The following is a 14,538-nucleotide window of genomic DNA, read 5'->3' on the forward strand; positions in this document are numbered from 1 at the left end:
CAGGCTCACTCCTACAGGGGGTTTGCGGTGACCACAGAATTTGTGAGCGACACAACAACCTGTAGGAGCGAGCCTGCTCGCGATGGCGTCTAGGCCGACACCACCTTCTTCTCCTGCTGCCGCAACGCCGCCAAATCGCGATACCCGCTGCCCGGATGAATCTGTGGCAATCGCGCCCCTTCCCCAAACAGCTTCTCGCGCAAGGTCCCCGGCGCGTATTCGGTCTTGTACACCCCGCGTTTCTGCAACTCAGGCACCAGCAGTTCTACGGCGTCGATGAAAGTCTCGTGGGTCAGCGCATAAGCCAGGTTGAAGCCATCCACATCCGTCTCCTCGACCCACTCCTGCAACAGGTCGGCGACAGTTTCCGGGCTGCCCACAAACAACGGGCCAAAGCCACCGATGCCCACCCAGTCGGCCAGTTCATTCGGGGTCCAGACCTTGTTCGGATCCGCCGTGGAAAACGCCTCCACCGCCGATTGAATTGCGTTGGTGTGCACATGCTTGAGCGGTTCATCCGGTTTGAACTGGCTGAAGTCGATGCCGGTCCAGCCGGAAATCAGCGCCATCGCGCCTTCATAGCTGACCCAGCTCTTGTATTCCTCGAACTTGGCCTTGGCCTTGGCGTCGGTCTCGCCGAGGATTACCGTCTGCAGGTTGAAAATCAGGATCTTCGACGGGTCACGCCCCGCCTGCGCCGCACGCCTGCGGATATCGGCCACGGTTTTCTTCAGCAGCACTTTCGACGGTGCGGCGACGAACACGCACTCGGCATGCTCGGCCGCGAACTGCTTGCCGCGACTCGACGCGCCGGCCTGATACAACACCGGGGTACGTTGCGGCGAGGGCTCGCAGAGATGAATCCCGGGCACCTGGAAGTGTTTGCCGACATGCTGGATCTCGTGGATTTTGCTCGGGTCACTGAAGATCCGTCGCTCGCGATCACGCAGGATGGCGCCCTCTTCCCAGCTGCCTTCCCACAGCTTGTAGCAAACCTCCAGGTACTCCTCGGCGAAGTCGTAGCGGGCGTCGTGTTCGGTCTGGGTTTTCTGCCCGAGGTTCTTCGCGCCGCTCTCCAGATAGGAGGTCACGATGTTCCAGCCGGCGCGGCCCTTGGTCAGGTGATCGAGGGTCGACAGGCGTCGGGCGAACGGGTACGGATGCTCGAACGACAGCGACGCGGTCAGGCCAAAGCCCAGGTGTTCGGTCACCAGCGCCATCGGCGGGATCAGTTGCAGCGGATCGTTGACCGGCACCTGGGCCGCCTGGCGGATCGCCGCATCGCCGTTGCCGTTGTAGACGTCATAGATGCCGAGTACATCAGCGATGAACAGCCCGTCAAACTTGCCGCGTTCGAGGATTTTCGCCAGGTCGGTCCAGTATTCCAGGTCCTTGTACTGCCACGAACGATCCCGCGGATGCGCCCACAACCCCGGCGACTGATGGCCGACGCAGTTCATGTCGAAAGCATTGAGACGAATTTCACGGGCCATCAAACGGCTCCCTTGGTTGATGTGTGCAAGCTGGGTGGGTGAATGCCGTTGAGGCGAAAGTTGCCGATGAGCTGGAGCTTGCCGCGCAGCGGGTCGTGGAGTGAACCGGGCAACGCGGTGCGCTGGCCCGTGAGTTCGAATTCGGCATTGCTGGCAGTGCTCAATGCCTCGGCGCTGGCCAGGCGGGATTCGGCGACGGCGATGCTGACTTCGATGTCGTCGGTGCCACTGGCGAGGAATTCTTCGGCGCGCTCCAGCAGCGCAGCGGCGACTTCGATGCGGATGTGCACATCGCCAAAACGGCTGATGACCAAGGGATCGTCAGCTACCTGAGTGTGCTGGCGGACGAAACCCAAGGTCGCATCGAACAAGCTGCGGGCGTTTTGCAGATCGTGCCGGCTGTTGGCCAAAGGTTGTTCAGCGGCGATTGGTTGGGTCAAGGCGTTCATGGTGGGCTCCTCAGTTCCAGGCGTGGCGCGCAGGCTTCACGCCGTTGAGCAGGTAGTTGCCGATCAGGTGGAATTTCCAGCGCGCCGGGTCGTGCAGGGTGTGGGTGCGCGCGTTGCGCCAGTGACGGTCGAGGTTGTATTTGCCGAGCACCGAGCGGGTACCGGCCAGTTCGAAGAGCTTGCTGCTGGTGAGCAAGGCGATTTCGGCGGACAGCACTTTGGCCTGGGCGACCACCACCGAGGCGTGGGCCACCGTGTCTTCATTGGCGTCGAGCAGCGCGGCGTCGATGGCCTGGCCGGCCTTTTTCAGGATCGCTTCGGTGCCATGCACACGCCATTCGAGGTCGCCGATGGCGGCAATGCTGAACGGGTCCTGCCAGCCGTGATCCTGCCCGCTGTCGATCCATGGCCGGGCTTCACGGGCGTAACGTTTAGTTTCCTCCAGGGCCCCCACGGCGATACCGGTGTCTACGGCGGCCTGGATGATCTGCGAGATCGGGCCGTCGGCGGTCGGCTCATCGAAGGCTTTGTGGGCCGGGATCACCGCGCTGAGCGGGACCTTCACCGCGTTCAGGGTCACGCCACCGCTGGCGGTGGTGCGCTGGCCGAAACCGTCCCAACTGTCGATCACGGTCAAACCGGGATTGTCGCGCTCGATGAAGGCGATGAAGGCCTGGTTCTGTTCATTGACCGCCACCGCCGGCACGATGTGCGCGAACAGGGCGCCGGTGCAGTAGAACTTCTCGCCATCGATTTGCGCGCTGTCGTCGTTGAAGCGGATGCGGGTTTCGAAAGCCCCGGCGTTCTTGCTTTTCGATTCCGAGAAGGCGTTGCCAAAGCGGTAACCCTGCAGGACTTTGTCGAAGTAGTAGCGCTTCTGCTCTTCGCTGGCGGTTTGCACCAGGATGTCGAGCACGCCGAGGTGATTTTGCGGGATCTGGCCCAGGGACGAGTCGGCAGCGGAAATGATCTTGATCACTTCGGCGACGGTCACATAAGACACTCCGGCGCCACCGTAGGCTTTAGGCACGGTGATGCCCCACAGGCCGCTGGCGGAGAACTCGTCAAGCTCGGCAACCGGCAGGCGGCGCTCGCGATCGCGCACGCTGGCGTCGACGGCGAAACGCGCCGCGAGCTTGTGGGCGACGGCAATCGCTTCCGCATCCGAGCGGATCACATGGGCAGGGCTCACATTGGCCGAGCGGGGGAATTGGGCTGTGGCTGTCATGGGCCGACTCCGGGTTCTGGGTGAATGCACCAGAGCTTTTGCAGGAGTCGTGCCTGAAATTAAATTCGTTATTTTTCAGTTAGTTAACGAATTATTAGAGAAAAACTTTCAGTTTTAGAACAGCAAAGTATTTATCCAGTGTTGATCGGCCAACAGTTCAGATCACCACATTGCGTACAAAGCGCACCGCCACGTCTCCCTCGTTGCGATAGGAATGAGGCTGGTTGCTGGCGAACATGAAGAACTCGCCGGCGGCGATCCTGTGCGGCACGTCGCCGACCATCAGCGTCAGGCAACCTTCGAAGACGTAGAACTGTTCGCTCCAGCCTTCGGCGTCCGGCTCCGACGGGTAATGTTCACCCGGTTCCAGGCGCCATTCCCAGAGTTCGACTTCACGGGTGGCATTGGCCTTGGCCAGCAGCACCGCCTTGCTGCCGGGGATGGTACCGGCCCAGGCCAGCTCGTTGATGCGGCTGTGGTCGCGCACATCGGGGGCCTGGATCAGGTCGCTGAAGGCCACGTCCAGCGCTTCGGCCACACGGTCGAGGGTGGTCAGGCTGACGTTCTTTTCGCCGGCCTCGATCGCCACCAGCATCCGGCGACTGACACCGGATTTTTCCGCCAACGCGGTCTGGCTCATATCGGCGGCATGGCGCAAACGCCGAATATTCTGGCTGACGTGCTGCAGGACCGAAGCCCGGGGCGAGGAATCTTTGTGCACTATATTGCTCACTTGATGGTGTTGCGCAGTATACTGCCCAACTTCGGGCGCATTGTGCGTCCCCCTCAAATAGTGTGCAAGATCATGACGTCGGCGAACTCCTCCCAGGCCCCCTCCCGTTTCCTGCGGCTCAGCAAGGCCGAGTGCGTGCTGGTGTTGATCACCATGGTCTGGGGCGGGACCTTTTTGCTGGTCCAGCATGCGATGACCGTCAGCGGCCCGATGTTTTTCGTCGGCCTGCGCTTTGCCGCCGCCGCGATCATCGTCGCCTTGTTCTCCTGGCGCAGCCTGCGGCAATTGACCGTGTTCGAACTCAAGGCCGGCGCCTTCATCGGCGTGGCGATCATGCTCGGCTACGGCTTGCAGACGGTGGGGTTGCAGAGCATTCCCAGCAGTCAGTCGGCGTTCATTACCGCGTTGTACGTGCCCTTCGTGCCGTTGCTGCAGTGGCTGGTGTTGGGCCGTCGTCCGGGCTTGATGCCCAGCATCGGGATCATGCTGGCGTTTACCGGATTGATGCTGCTGTCGGGGCCTTCCGGCGCGGCGTTGAACTTCAGCCCCGGCGAAATCGCTACATTGATCAGCGCCATTGCCATTGCCGCGGAGATCATTCTGATCAGCAACTTTGCCGGGCAGGTCGATGTGAAGCGGGTGACCGTGGTGCAATTGGCGGTCACCTCGCTGCTGTCGTTCCTGATGGTGGTGCCGACCCAGGAGCAGATTCCTGGTTTCTCCTGGTTGCTGTTGTGCAGCGCCCTGGGGTTGGGCGCAGCGAGTGCGGCGATCCAGGTGGCGATGAACTGGGCGCAGAAGAGTGTTTCGCCGACCCGGGCCACATTGATCTACGCCGGTGAGCCGGTGTGGGCGGGGATTGTCGGGCGGATCGCCGGGGAGCGTTTGCCGGCGATTGCGTTGGTGGGGGCGGGGTTGATCGTGGCGGCGGTGATTGTCAGTGAGTTGAAGACCAAGGGTAAGGCGGCTGAGGCTGAGGAAGCGTTGGAGCGGGAAACCCAGGGTTGAGCCGCAATATTTGCTGCGTTTGATAGATAGCTATCGCGAGCAGGCTCACTCCTACATGGGAATGCGTTCCTCTGTAGGAGCGAGGCTTGCCCGCGAAGGGACCAGACCTGCTTAACACAGGCCGCTGAAACAATGTTAAACAAGACTTTTCCGTCTACCTTGTAGGATTCTGCGACAGCTTGGCGTTTGGTGATCCGGGAGCTGGCACGTATGATGCTTCACAAACTTCCGCAGATTAGAAGCCTATGTCCCTGATAGTTCTACTGCTTCTGCCTTTCATAGGCAGCTGTCTGGCAGCGGTGTTGCCACACAACGCGCGAAATACCGAATCACTTCTGGCTGGCCTGGTTGCCTTGATCGGCACTGTCCAGGTCGCCCTCCTGTACCCGCAAATCGCCCATGGCGGCGTCATCCGCGAAGAATTTTTCTGGCTGCCCAGCCTTGGCCTGAACTTCGTCCTGCGCATGGATGGCTTCGCCTGGCTGTTCTCGATGCTGGTGCTGGGCATCGGCACCCTGGTGTCGCTGTACGCCCGCTACTACATGTCGCCGGACGATCCGGTGCCGCGTTTCTTCGCGTTTTTCCTGGCGTTCATGGGCGCCATGCTCGGGCTGGTAATCTCCGGCAACCTGATCCAGATCGTGTTTTTCTGGGAGCTGACCAGCCTCTTCTCGTTCCTGCTGATCGGCTATTGGCACCACCGCGCCGACGCCCGGCGCGGCGCCTACATGGCGCTGATGGTCACCGGCGCGGGCGGCCTGTGCCTGCTGGCGGGGGTCATGCTGCTAGGCCATGTGGTGGGCAGCTATGACCTGGACAAGGTCCTGGCCGCCGGCGACCTGATTCGCGCACATGCCCTCTACCCCATCCTTTTACCCCTGATCCTGATCGGCGCGCTGAGCAAAAGCGCGCAATTCCCCTTCCACTTCTGGCTGCCCCACGCCATGGCCGCGCCGACACCGGTTTCGGCCTATCTGCACTCGGCGACCATGGTCAAGGCCGGGGTATTCCTGCTGGCCCGGCTATGGCCGTCGCTCTCGGGCAGTGAAGAATGGTTCTACATCGTCAGCGGCGCCGGCGCCGCCACGCTGTTGCTCGGCGCTTATTGCGCGATGTTCCAGAACGACCTCAAGGGCCTGCTGGCGTACTCGACCATCAGCCACCTGGGCCTGATCACCCTGCTGCTGGGCCTGAACAGCCCGCTGGCCGCCGTGGCCGCCGTGTTCCACATCCTCAACCACGCCACGTTCAAGGCCTCGCTGTTCATGGCCGCCGGCATCATCGACCACGAAAGTGGCACCCGCGACATCCGCAAGCTGAGCGGCCTGTACAAGCTGATGCCGTTCACCGCCACCCTGGCCATGGTCGCCAGTGCCTCCATGGCCGGCGTACCGCTGCTCAACGGCTTCCTGTCCAAGGAGATGTTCTTCGCCGAGACCGTGTTCATCAACGCCACAGCCTGGATCGAAGCCACCCTGCCGATCGTCGCGACCATCGCCGGGACCTTCAGTGTCGCCTATTCCCTGCGTTTCACCGTTGACGTGTTCTACGGCCCGACCGCCACCGACCTGCCCCACACCCCGCACGAGCCGCCGCGCTGGATGCGCGCGCCGGTCGAGTTGCTGGTGTTCGCCTGCCTGGTGGTGGGGATCTTCCCGGCGCAAGTGGTCGGCCCGTTGCTCGCCGCGGCCGCGCAACCGGTGGTGGGCGGCACCTTGCCCGAGTACAGCCTGGCGATCTGGCACGGCTTGAACGCGCCGATGATCATGAGCCTGATCGCCATGTCCGGCGGCATCCTGCTGTACCTGCTGCTGCGCAAGCAGCTCAAGCGCGGGCGCTTCCACTACCCGCCGCTGATTGGCCGCTTCAACGGCAAGCGCCTGTTCGAACGCAGCCTGGTGCTGATGATGCGCCTGGCCCGACGCCTGGAACCGCTGATCAGCACCCGGCGCCTGCAGATGCAATTGTTCCTGATGGTGCTCGCCGCGGTCCTGGCCGGGTTGATCCCGATGCTGCATAGCAGCCTGCACTGGGGCGACCGACCGAAGATTCCGGGCTCGATCGTGTTCGTCATCCTCTGGCTGTTGGCGATTGCCTGCGCCCTCGGCGCCGCGTACCAGGCCAAGTATCATCGTCTGGCCGCCCTGACCATGGTCAGCGTCTGCGGCCTGATGACCTGCGTGACCTTCGTCTGGTTCTCGGCCCCGGACCTGGCATTGACGCAACTGGTGGTCGAAGTGGTGACCACGGTGCTGATCCTGCTGGGCCTGCGCTGGCTGCCTCGGCGGATCGAAGAGGTTTCGCCGCTGCCGAGCAGCCTGCGCAAGGCGCGCATCCGCCGTATCCGCGACTTGCTGCTGTCGGCCGTGGTCGGCGGCGGCATGGCCTTGCTGGCCTATGCGATGTTGACCCGGCAGACGCCGAACGACATTTCCTCGTTCTACCTGAGCCGCGCCCTGCCCGAAGGCGGCGGTAGCAACGTGGTCAACGTGATGCTCGTGGACTTCCGCGGCTTCGACACCCTGGGTGAAATCACCGTGCTGGTGGCGGTGGCCCTGACCGTGTTCGCCCTGCTGCGACGTTTCCGCCCGCCGAAGGAAAGCCTGCAGTTGCCGGCCCAGCAGCGCCTGCTCGCGCCCGACGTGGTCACCGACCTGGTCAACCCGCGTCACGCCAGCGACACCGCGCTGGGCTTCATGATGGTCCCGGCGGTGCTGGTGCGCCTGCTGCTGCCGATTGCCCTGGTGGTGTCGTTCTACCTGTTCATGCGCGGGCACAACCAGCCGGGCGGTGGCTTTGTCGCGGGCCTGGTGATGTCGGTGGCGTTCATCCTGCAATACATGGTCGCCGGCACCCAGTGGGTCGAGGCGCAAATGAGCCTGCGTCCGCTGCGCTGGATGAGCGTCGGCCTGCTGTTCGCCACCTTCACCGGCCTGGGTGCGATGGTCGTCGGCTACCCGTTCCTGACCACCCACACCTGGCATTTCAACCTGCCGCTGCTGGGCGACATTCACCTGGCCAGTGCGCTGTTCTTTGACGTCGGCGTATACGCCGTGGTGGTCGGTTCGACGCTGTTGATCCTCACCGCCCTCGCCCACCAATCGGTGCGGGGTCACAAGACCGCGGCCCAGCCCAAACTTGCCGTCATCAAGGAGGCTGTCTGATGGAAGAAGTCATCGCCATCGCCATCGGCGTCCTGGCCGCGTCCGGCGTCTGGTTGATCCTGCGTCCGCGGACGTTCCAGGTGGTCATGGGGCTGTGCCTGCTGTCGTATGGCGTCAACCTGTTCATCTTCAGCATGGGCAGCCTGTTCATCGGCAAGGAGCCGATCATCAAGGACGGCGTGCCCCAGGACCTGTTGCACTACACCGACCCGCTGCCGCAAGCGCTGGTACTGACCGCCATCGTCATCAGCTTCGCCATGACCGCGTTGTTCCTGGTGGTCTTGCTGGCTTCGCGCGGCCTGACCGGCACCGACCATGTGGATGGCCGGGAGCCTAAAGAATGAATCCGATGTCGCACCTGATCGCCGCGCCCATCCTGCTGCCGCTGCTGACCGCCGCGATCATGCTGATGCTTGGGGAGAAACATCGCCCGCTGAAAGCCAAAATCAACCTGTTCTCCAGCCTGCTGGGGCTGGGGATTTCAGTCTTGCTGTTGCAATGAACGCAAACCACCGACGTCCCCGGCTCCATTGGCGTGTACCTGCCGGGCAACTGGCAAGTGCCGTTCGGCCTGGTGCTGGTGGTCGATCGCCTGTCGGCGCTGATGCTGGTGCTGACCGGCATTATCGGCGTCTGTGCGCTGCTGTTCGCCATGGCGCGTTGGGACAGTGCCGGTTCGAGCTTCCACGCGCTGTTCCAGATCCAGTTGATGGGCCTCTACGGCGCCTTCCTGACGGCGGACCTGTTCAACCTGTTCGTGTTTTTCGAAGTGCTGCTGGCCGCGTCCTACGGCCTGATGCTGCACGGGTCGGGCCGGGCGCGGGTGTCGTCGGGGCTGCATTACATCTCGATCAACCTGCTGGCCTCGACCCTGTTCCTGATTGGCGCGGCGCTGATCTACGGGGTCACCGGCACCCTGAACATGGCCGACTTGGCGCTGAAGATCCCGCTGGTTCCCGAGGCCGATCGCGGCCTGCTGCACGCGGGCGCGGGCATTCTGGCGGTGGCGTTCCTGGCCAAGGCCGGGATGTGGCCGCTGAACTTCTGGCTGGTGCCGGCGTACTCCTCGGCCAGCGCGCCGGTGGCGGCGATGTTCGCGATCATGACCAAGGTGGGCATCTACACCTTGCTACGCCTGTGGACCCTGCTGTTTTCCGGCCAGGCCGGCGCCTCGGCGTACTTCGGTGGCGACTGGCTGATCTACGGCGGCATGGCCACCATCGTCGGCGCGGCAGTGGCGATCCTCGCGGCCCAACGCCTGGAACGCATGGCCAGCCTGAGCATCCTGGTGTCGGCGGGGATCCTGCTGGCGGCGATCGGCTTCGGCCAACCCAACCTGATCGGTGCGGCCCTGTTCTATGTGGTCAGCTCGACCCTGGCACTGAGCGCGCTGTTCCTGCTGGCGGAGCTGATCGAACGCTCGCGCTCGGCCAACGAAATGCCCCTGGAGGATGAAAACGAAATGCTGCCACGGCCGCTGGAATCGTTGCATCCGGTCAAAGGCATCAACCTCGACGACGACCAGAAAGCCGTGGTTGGCCAGGTGATTCCCTGGACCATGGCGTTCCTCGGCTTGAGCTTCATCGCCTGCGCCCTGTTAATCATCGGCATGCCACCGCTTTCCGGGTTCATCGGCAAGCTCAGCCTGCTCAGCGCCCTGCTCAACCCGATGGGCCTGGGTAACGCTGGCGACGCGCCGGTATCGAATGCCGCGTGGGGCTTGCTGGCGCTGCTGATCCTCTCGGGCCTGGCCTCATTGATCGCCTTTTCCCGCCTGGGCATCCAGCGTTTCTGGACGCCGGCAGAACGCCCCTCGCCCGTGCTCCGGCGCCTGGAGTGCGTGCCGATTTTCGCGTTGCTGGGCTTGTGCATCCTGCTCACGCTCAAGGCCGAACCGCTGCTGCGCTATACGCAAGCGGCCGCCAACGCCTTGAATAACCCGCAGCAGTACGTGATGGCCGTGCTCGGCACCCGCGTGGTGCCAGGCCCGCAAACCAGTGCGGCGCTGCTGGAGGTGCAACCATGAAGCGCCTGCTGCCTGCGCCCTGGCTGTCGCTGGCCCTGTGGCTGTTGTGGTTGCTGCTGAACCTGTCACTCAGCCCCGGCAACCTGCTGCTGGGCGCCCTGCTGGGGTTTTGCGCGCCCTTGATGATGCGCAAGCTGCGCCCGCTGCCGATCCGCATTCGCCGGCCCGGGGTGATCCTGCGCCTGTTCCTGCTGGTCGGGCGCGATGTGCTGGTGTCCAACCTGGCGGTTGCCTTCGGCGTGCTCAATGCCGGCCGCCGGCCGCCGCGCTCAGGGTTCATCAAGGTACCGCTGGACCTGCGCGACGCCAACGGCCTGGCCGCGCTGGCGATGATCTGCACGGTGGTCCCCGGCACGGTCTGGTCGGAACTGGCGCTGGACCGCAGCATCCTGCTGCTGCACGTCTTCGACCTGGATGACGAAGCGCTGTTCATCCAGCACTTCAAGGCGACCTACGAGCGCCCCCTGATGGAGATTTTCGAATGAGCAGCCTGCTGTCCAACGCCATCCTGCTGAGCCTGTTCCTGTTTTGCGTGGCGATGATCCTGACCCTGATCCGCCTGTTCAAGGGCCCATCGGCCCAGGACCGGGTCCTGGCCCTGGACTACCTGTACATCGTGGCGATGCTGATGATGCTGACGCTGGGCATTCGCTATGCCAGTGACACTTACTTCGAGGCCGCGCTGCTGATCGCGCTGTTCGGTTTCGTCGGCTCGTTCGCCCTGGCTAAATTCCTCCTGCGCGGCGAGGTGATCGAATGAGTGCGCCATTGTCCCTGTGGGTGGAAATACCCGTGGCCATCCTGCTGGTGCTCGGCAGCCTGTTTGCCCTCATTGGCGCCACTGGTCTGTTGCGGATGAAGGATTACTTCCAGCGCATGCACCCCCCGGCCCTGGCCTCGACTTTGGGTGCATGGTGCGTGGCCCTGGCCTCGATCGTCTTCTTTTCAGCCCTCAAGTCCGGCCCGGTGCTGCATGCCTGGCTGATACCGATCCTGCTGGCAATTACCGTACCGGTAACTACCTTGTTGCTGGCTCGGGCGGCTTTGTTTCGCAAACGCATGGCTGGGGATGATGTGCCGGCGGAGGTTTCGAGTCGGCGTACGGAGAGTGGGGGCTGATTAAAAGAGCTTTGGTGTACATATCCATTGCTGCGGTAACGGCCACTTATGGTTTCGCCCTTACGGCGACTCCCTTTTTCAAACGCCAAAAAGGAAGCAAAAGGCTTTGCCCCACCACTCGGTGCCTCGCTTAGGCTCGGCATGCCCTCTCTCCGGCCATCGTGGTTAACGGGGCGCCCAGATCAAAAAAACAAAGCGAGGCGGCCTTAAAGCCGACCTGACTTTTACGGGTGTACTTGATCCCCTGTGGGAGCCAGCCTGCTGGCGATGGACGTCAACGATAACGCGCCCTGTCTGGATGAACGCGTTGCCTGGAAGTCCATCGCCAGCAGGCTGGCTCCCACAGGGGAATGTGGACAGACCTGCAATCAGGTCGGCTGTAAGGCCGCCTTGCTTTGGCGTTTGATCTTGATCTGGCTTTTGATTTTCTTGCCCCCTCGAGAGGCCGAGTGGAGGTTCTGCGCAGTGGGTAAACCGGCATGGATGCCGGTTTAGCCGCGCTGGGCCAAGGATGGCCCATCGCGGCGACCCACGGAGCAGGACCGGAGCGAGGGTACCCCGAGCCTTAGCGAGGGGCCGAACGCCAGGGGCAAGAGCCCTTGGTTACTTGGGGCTTTTCCAAGTGACTCGCCGTAAGGGCGAAACCATAAGTGGCCGTTACCGCAGGAATGGATATGTACACCTGAAAGATAATCATCGGCTGTCAGGACGCCTTCGCCGGCAAGTCGGATCGCCGCACCGCTGGCTCCTACAGTAGATCGGGGATATCCGCCCGCACCGAGACGTCAACGTGAAGCAAAGCTGATCTTAAATCCAGGCCACCGCCAACAACCCCGCTCCCAGTACCACACACAAAGGCGAATAAACCCAAGTGTCCCAGTAGGCAAACCGCGACCCCTTGACCTCCTTGAAAAACCCCACCAACTCCGAATCACCAATCGCTCGGGCAAACAACAAAAGCGCAATGGCGCTGATCACCCACTGCAACCCCCGATGATCCACCTGCGGCAGCCACCAGCCGACCCGCAAGCACACCAACAGGGCAATAATCAGCAACCCCGCCGCCACCAGCATCGTCATCCAGCCACGGGGATTGAAGGCCGGCTGCAACCGTGCACCGCCCTCAACCGGCACCTGCGGCACCACCGCCACGGCGGCCCATTCACCACCCAACGCCCAATACACGTGTACCAGAGCGATCGCCGAAATTACCGTCGCCAGCCATTGAGCCAACACGAAGGTCATGGTCTGAAATCCTTGAAAGGGATTTGAACAGACTCATCCTAGTCGGCTTTTTTTGCCTTGCACGCCACGACGCCAGCGACCCGACCAACGCAACACATGGGCCATTTTTGCCTCCGGCATCTACAGGGCGGCAGACACCTTGTCCGCGATCTCCTTGGGCAACCAGGCCTTCCAGACTTCTGGGTGCGCCTTCATGAACGCTTCGGCGGCCTGACGCGGTGGCGTGTGTTTTTCACTCATGTCGGCCAGCGCGCGGTTCAACGGATCGATGGGGAAATCGACCTTGGCGAAGAACTCGGCAATCTGCGGGTACTGCTTCTGGAACGGCGTGGACACGCCGATGGACAGCTTCGAAGGCAGCGATCGGGTCGGTTGCGGATTCGGGTTGTCGGCGTCGGTCAGGGTTTTCCAGGCCTGCGCATCGAAGGGCGGCTCCTCCAGCTGGATCAACTTGAAGCGACCGAGCAGCGGCGTGGGCGACCAGTAATAGAACAGCACCGGTTTGCCCCGGCGGATCGACGAGCTGATCTCTGCATCCAGCGCCGCGCCTGAACCGCTGCGAAAGTTCACAAAGCTGTCATCGAGCCCATAGGCCTTGAGCTTCTGCTTGTTCACCACTTCCGAGGTCCAGCCGATGGGGCTGTTTAGGAAGCGTCCCTTGTTCGGGGCTTCCGGGTCCTTGAACACGTCCTTGTACCTGGGCAGGTCCGCGACACTGCGCAAGTCCGGTGCCAGCGCCTTGATGCCCTTGGCCGGGTCGCCCTTGATCACGTACTCCGGCACCCACCAACCTTCGGTGGCGCCCTTGACCGTGTCGCCCAGGCTTACGACCTTGCCTTCGGCCTCCGCCTTGACCCAGACCGGGCTGCGCCCCGCCCACTCTTCGCCAATGACCTGGATGTCATTGTTGGCCAGTGCGGTCTCCAGCGTGATGGTGGTGCCCGGCAAGGTGTCGGTCGGCAGCCCGTAGCCCTTTTCGACAATGATCCGCAGGACATCGGTGATCAGGCTGCCGCTTTCCCAGTTGAGGTCGGCGAAGTGGATCGGTGTGCTGGCAGCCAGCACCGCAACGGGTGACGCCAACAATCCGAACGTGGCCACGACAGCGGCCAGCAACCGGCGAATGCCTTTCATGCTTGTGCACCTCGTGCTGTTCACAGCAATAGCAGGATGGCCTTGCGACGACCGCGAAGCCTCTGAATACTCAGTCAACTGACTGTAGTAGAGGTTCCTGCTTTCGAGGGAGGTGGATCAGTTTTCACACGTTTGCTGCAGGCGGGCCAGCTCTCTCCTGACCATGCTGGCGTACGCCGCAGGTTGCAACGCGTAGATTTGCGAGGCCACCCAGTTCAGCCAGGCACCCTGCAAAACAGCCTTTTGCTCAAACAGACGCAGGGCCTCGGCTTGCGCACTGGCCTGATGCTGCTGGTGGAAATCGGCGCGGGGCAGGTCCACTACTCACTGGCCTTGAACGTCACCAGTTCACCCTTGCGCCATTTGACGGCCTTGCCGGTCACGGCCTTGAGGGTCTTGGTCAGGCCTTCCTGCAGCTGCTGGTGGGCGGCGAACACCGTCACCACGTTGTGGCCTTCCTTGAACAGGATGGCCTGGCCGTCAGCGGTGGTCACGAAAGCGTAGTCGCCCAGGCCGTAGACGGTCAGTTTGATGTCGCGGAACTTGATTTCCAGTTTGCCGCCTTCGCGGCTGGGCAACACCGACGCGCTGAAATGATCGCCGACCTTGAGCTTGAGCCCCGGTTTATCGTCCACCACCAGCGCTGATTCGGTGTCGATCTCGGCAATGTAAATGCCTTCAGCATTCTGTTCGGTAATGTAAACGAAACGTGACTGAAACTGTTTAACCAGCTTTGCGCGCAAATCACCCAGCACGAACAAAGCATGCATATCGAGATTACTTACTGCCAAGGAACCATCCCCACATCTGAAAATGACGCCGCACGCGAAAAAAGCGCACGGCCAAAAAAGCGGCAATGCCGAGGTGAAGCCAGATAACCCGGGTTGAGATCCTGGATGCGCAGAGCGCTCATCCCTCTCGAAGCTTGAGCAGATTACT

14 protein-coding genes and 1 pseudogene are annotated in these 14,538 nt (G+C 62.4%); 7 read left to right on the forward strand and 8 right to left on the reverse strand.

The genetic code is table 11. The annotated features are described in order from the left end of the window. Positions 1 to 89: 89 nt before the first annotated feature. The 4 genes from OH720_RS20455 to OH720_RS20470 form a co-directional block, all read right to left on the reverse strand. A complete protein-coding gene (locus OH720_RS20455; RefSeq protein WP_272602674.1) occupies positions 90 to 1,493 on the reverse strand; it encodes an LLM class flavin-dependent oxidoreductase in 1,404 nt (467 codons plus the stop codon). Further along, the gene (locus OH720_RS20460) at positions 1,493 to 1,942 is read right to left on the reverse strand and encodes an acyl-CoA dehydrogenase (protein WP_272602675.1); all 450 of its coding nucleotides are present in this window, start codon (positions 1,940 to 1,942) and stop codon (positions 1,493 to 1,495) included. Before OH720_RS20460 ends, OH720_RS20455 begins: the two co-directional genes overlap by 1 nt. Before the next feature lie 10 nt (positions 1,943 to 1,952). Continuing rightward, positions 1,953 to 3,170, reverse strand: a complete 1,218-nt coding sequence (locus OH720_RS20465; RefSeq protein ID WP_272602676.1) for an SfnB family sulfur acquisition oxidoreductase — start codon at positions 3,168 to 3,170, stop codon at positions 1,953 to 1,955. A 157-nt stretch (positions 3,171 to 3,327) separates the two neighbouring features. Next, the gene (locus OH720_RS20470) at positions 3,328 to 3,891 is read right to left on the reverse strand and encodes a helix-turn-helix domain-containing protein (protein ID WP_180204175.1); all 564 of its coding nucleotides are present in this window, start codon (positions 3,889 to 3,891) and stop codon (positions 3,328 to 3,330) included. A gap of 15 nt (positions 3,892 to 3,906) precedes the next feature. Here OH720_RS20470 and OH720_RS20475 point away from each other — a divergent pair, with 15 nt between their 5' ends. The 7 genes and pseudogenes from OH720_RS20475 to OH720_RS20505 all read left to right on the forward strand — a co-directional run bounded on the left by OH720_RS20475 (position 3,907) and on the right by OH720_RS20505 (position 11,220). Next, positions 3,907 to 4,911 (forward strand): DMT family transporter, encoded by a 1,005-nt coding sequence (locus OH720_RS20475; protein WP_272602677.1) that lies wholly within the window; start codon positions 3,907 to 3,909, stop codon positions 4,909 to 4,911. Between the two features lie 245 nt (positions 4,912 to 5,156). Then, a complete protein-coding gene (locus OH720_RS20480) occupies positions 5,157 to 8,075 on the forward strand; it encodes a monovalent cation/H+ antiporter subunit A (protein WP_272602678.1) in 2,919 nt (972 codons plus the stop codon). Continuing rightward, on the forward strand, positions 8,075 to 8,419 hold the full coding sequence (locus tag OH720_RS20485) for a Na+/H+ antiporter subunit C (protein ID WP_007986256.1): 345 nt from the start codon (positions 8,075 to 8,077) through the stop codon (positions 8,417 to 8,419). Before OH720_RS20480 ends, OH720_RS20485 begins: the two co-directional genes overlap by 1 nt. Then, positions 8,416 to 10,101, forward strand: a pseudogene (locus OH720_RS20490) (monovalent cation/H+ antiporter subunit D). The gene OH720_RS20485 and the pseudogene OH720_RS20490 overlap by 4 nt, the downstream one beginning before the upstream one ends. Next, positions 10,098 to 10,586: a Na+/H+ antiporter subunit E gene (locus OH720_RS20495; protein WP_180204171.1), complete on the forward strand. Its 489-nt coding sequence runs from the start codon at positions 10,098 to 10,100 to the stop codon at positions 10,584 to 10,586. The pseudogene OH720_RS20490 and the gene OH720_RS20495 overlap by 4 nt, the downstream one beginning before the upstream one ends. Further along, positions 10,583 to 10,861, forward strand: a complete 279-nt coding sequence (locus OH720_RS20500; RefSeq protein WP_008063386.1) for a K+/H+ antiporter subunit F — start codon at positions 10,583 to 10,585, stop codon at positions 10,859 to 10,861. The genes OH720_RS20495 and OH720_RS20500 overlap by 4 nt, the downstream gene beginning before the upstream one ends. Continuing rightward, the gene (locus tag OH720_RS20505) at positions 10,858 to 11,220 is read left to right on the forward strand and encodes a Na+/H+ antiporter subunit G (protein WP_272602679.1); all 363 of its coding nucleotides are present in this window, start codon (positions 10,858 to 10,860) and stop codon (positions 11,218 to 11,220) included. The genes OH720_RS20500 and OH720_RS20505 overlap by 4 nt, the downstream gene beginning before the upstream one ends. Positions 11,221 to 12,027: 807 nt before the next feature. On the opposite strand, the gene OH720_RS20510 is transcribed toward OH720_RS20505, so the two are convergent. From OH720_RS20510 to OH720_RS20525, 4 genes are all read right to left on the reverse strand, one after another. Beyond that, on the reverse strand, positions 12,028 to 12,465 hold the full coding sequence (locus OH720_RS20510; RefSeq protein WP_272602680.1) for a DUF3995 domain-containing protein: 438 nt from the start codon (positions 12,463 to 12,465) through the stop codon (positions 12,028 to 12,030). A gap of 120 nt (positions 12,466 to 12,585) precedes the next feature. Beyond that, positions 12,586 to 13,599, reverse strand: a complete 1,014-nt coding sequence (locus OH720_RS20515; protein ID WP_272602681.1) for an ABC transporter substrate-binding protein — start codon at positions 13,597 to 13,599, stop codon at positions 12,586 to 12,588. Between the two features lie 117 nt (positions 13,600 to 13,716). Then, positions 13,717 to 13,920 (reverse strand): hypothetical protein, encoded by a 204-nt coding sequence (locus tag OH720_RS20520; RefSeq protein ID WP_272602682.1) that lies wholly within the window; start codon positions 13,918 to 13,920, stop codon positions 13,717 to 13,719. Next, the gene (locus OH720_RS20525) at positions 13,920 to 14,390 is read right to left on the reverse strand and encodes a hypothetical protein (RefSeq protein ID WP_336299054.1); all 471 of its coding nucleotides are present in this window, start codon (positions 14,388 to 14,390) and stop codon (positions 13,920 to 13,922) included. Before OH720_RS20525 ends, OH720_RS20520 begins: the two co-directional genes overlap by 1 nt. Positions 14,391 to 14,538 lie beyond the last annotated feature (148 nt).

This window comes from Pseudomonas sp. WJP1, from assembly GCF_028471945.1.
GTDB lineage: Bacteria > Pseudomonadota > Gammaproteobacteria > Pseudomonadales > Pseudomonadaceae > Aquipseudomonas.

Coding starts and splice junctions, on each gene's coding strand:
- OH720_RS20455 (WP_272602674.1), bottom strand. CDS start 1,493: ATGGCCCGTGAAATTCGTCTCAATGCTTTCGACATGAACTGCGTCGGC.
- OH720_RS20460 (WP_272602675.1), bottom strand. CDS start 1,942: ATGAACGCCTTGACCCAACCAATCGCCGCTGAACAACCTTTGGCCAAC.
- OH720_RS20465 (WP_272602676.1), bottom strand. CDS start 3,170: ATGACAGCCACAGCCCAATTCCCCCGCTCGGCCAATGTGAGCCCTGCC.
- OH720_RS20475 (WP_272602677.1), top strand. CDS start 3,907: ATGGTGTTGCGCAGTATACTGCCCAACTTCGGGCGCATTGTGCGTCCC.
- OH720_RS20480 (WP_272602678.1), top strand. CDS start 5,157: ATGTCCCTGATAGTTCTACTGCTTCTGCCTTTCATAGGCAGCTGTCTG.
- OH720_RS20485 (WP_007986256.1), top strand. CDS start 8,075: ATGGAAGAAGTCATCGCCATCGCCATCGGCGTCCTGGCCGCGTCCGGC.
- OH720_RS20495 (WP_180204171.1), top strand. CDS start 10,098: ATGAAGCGCCTGCTGCCTGCGCCCTGGCTGTCGCTGGCCCTGTGGCTG.
- OH720_RS20500 (WP_008063386.1), top strand. CDS start 10,583: ATGAGCAGCCTGCTGTCCAACGCCATCCTGCTGAGCCTGTTCCTGTTT.
- OH720_RS20505 (WP_272602679.1), top strand. CDS start 10,858: ATGAGTGCGCCATTGTCCCTGTGGGTGGAAATACCCGTGGCCATCCTG.
- OH720_RS20510 (WP_272602680.1), bottom strand. CDS start 12,465: ATGACCTTCGTGTTGGCTCAATGGCTGGCGACGGTAATTTCGGCGATC.
- OH720_RS20515 (WP_272602681.1), bottom strand. CDS start 13,599: ATGAAAGGCATTCGCCGGTTGCTGGCCGCTGTCGTGGCCACGTTCGGA.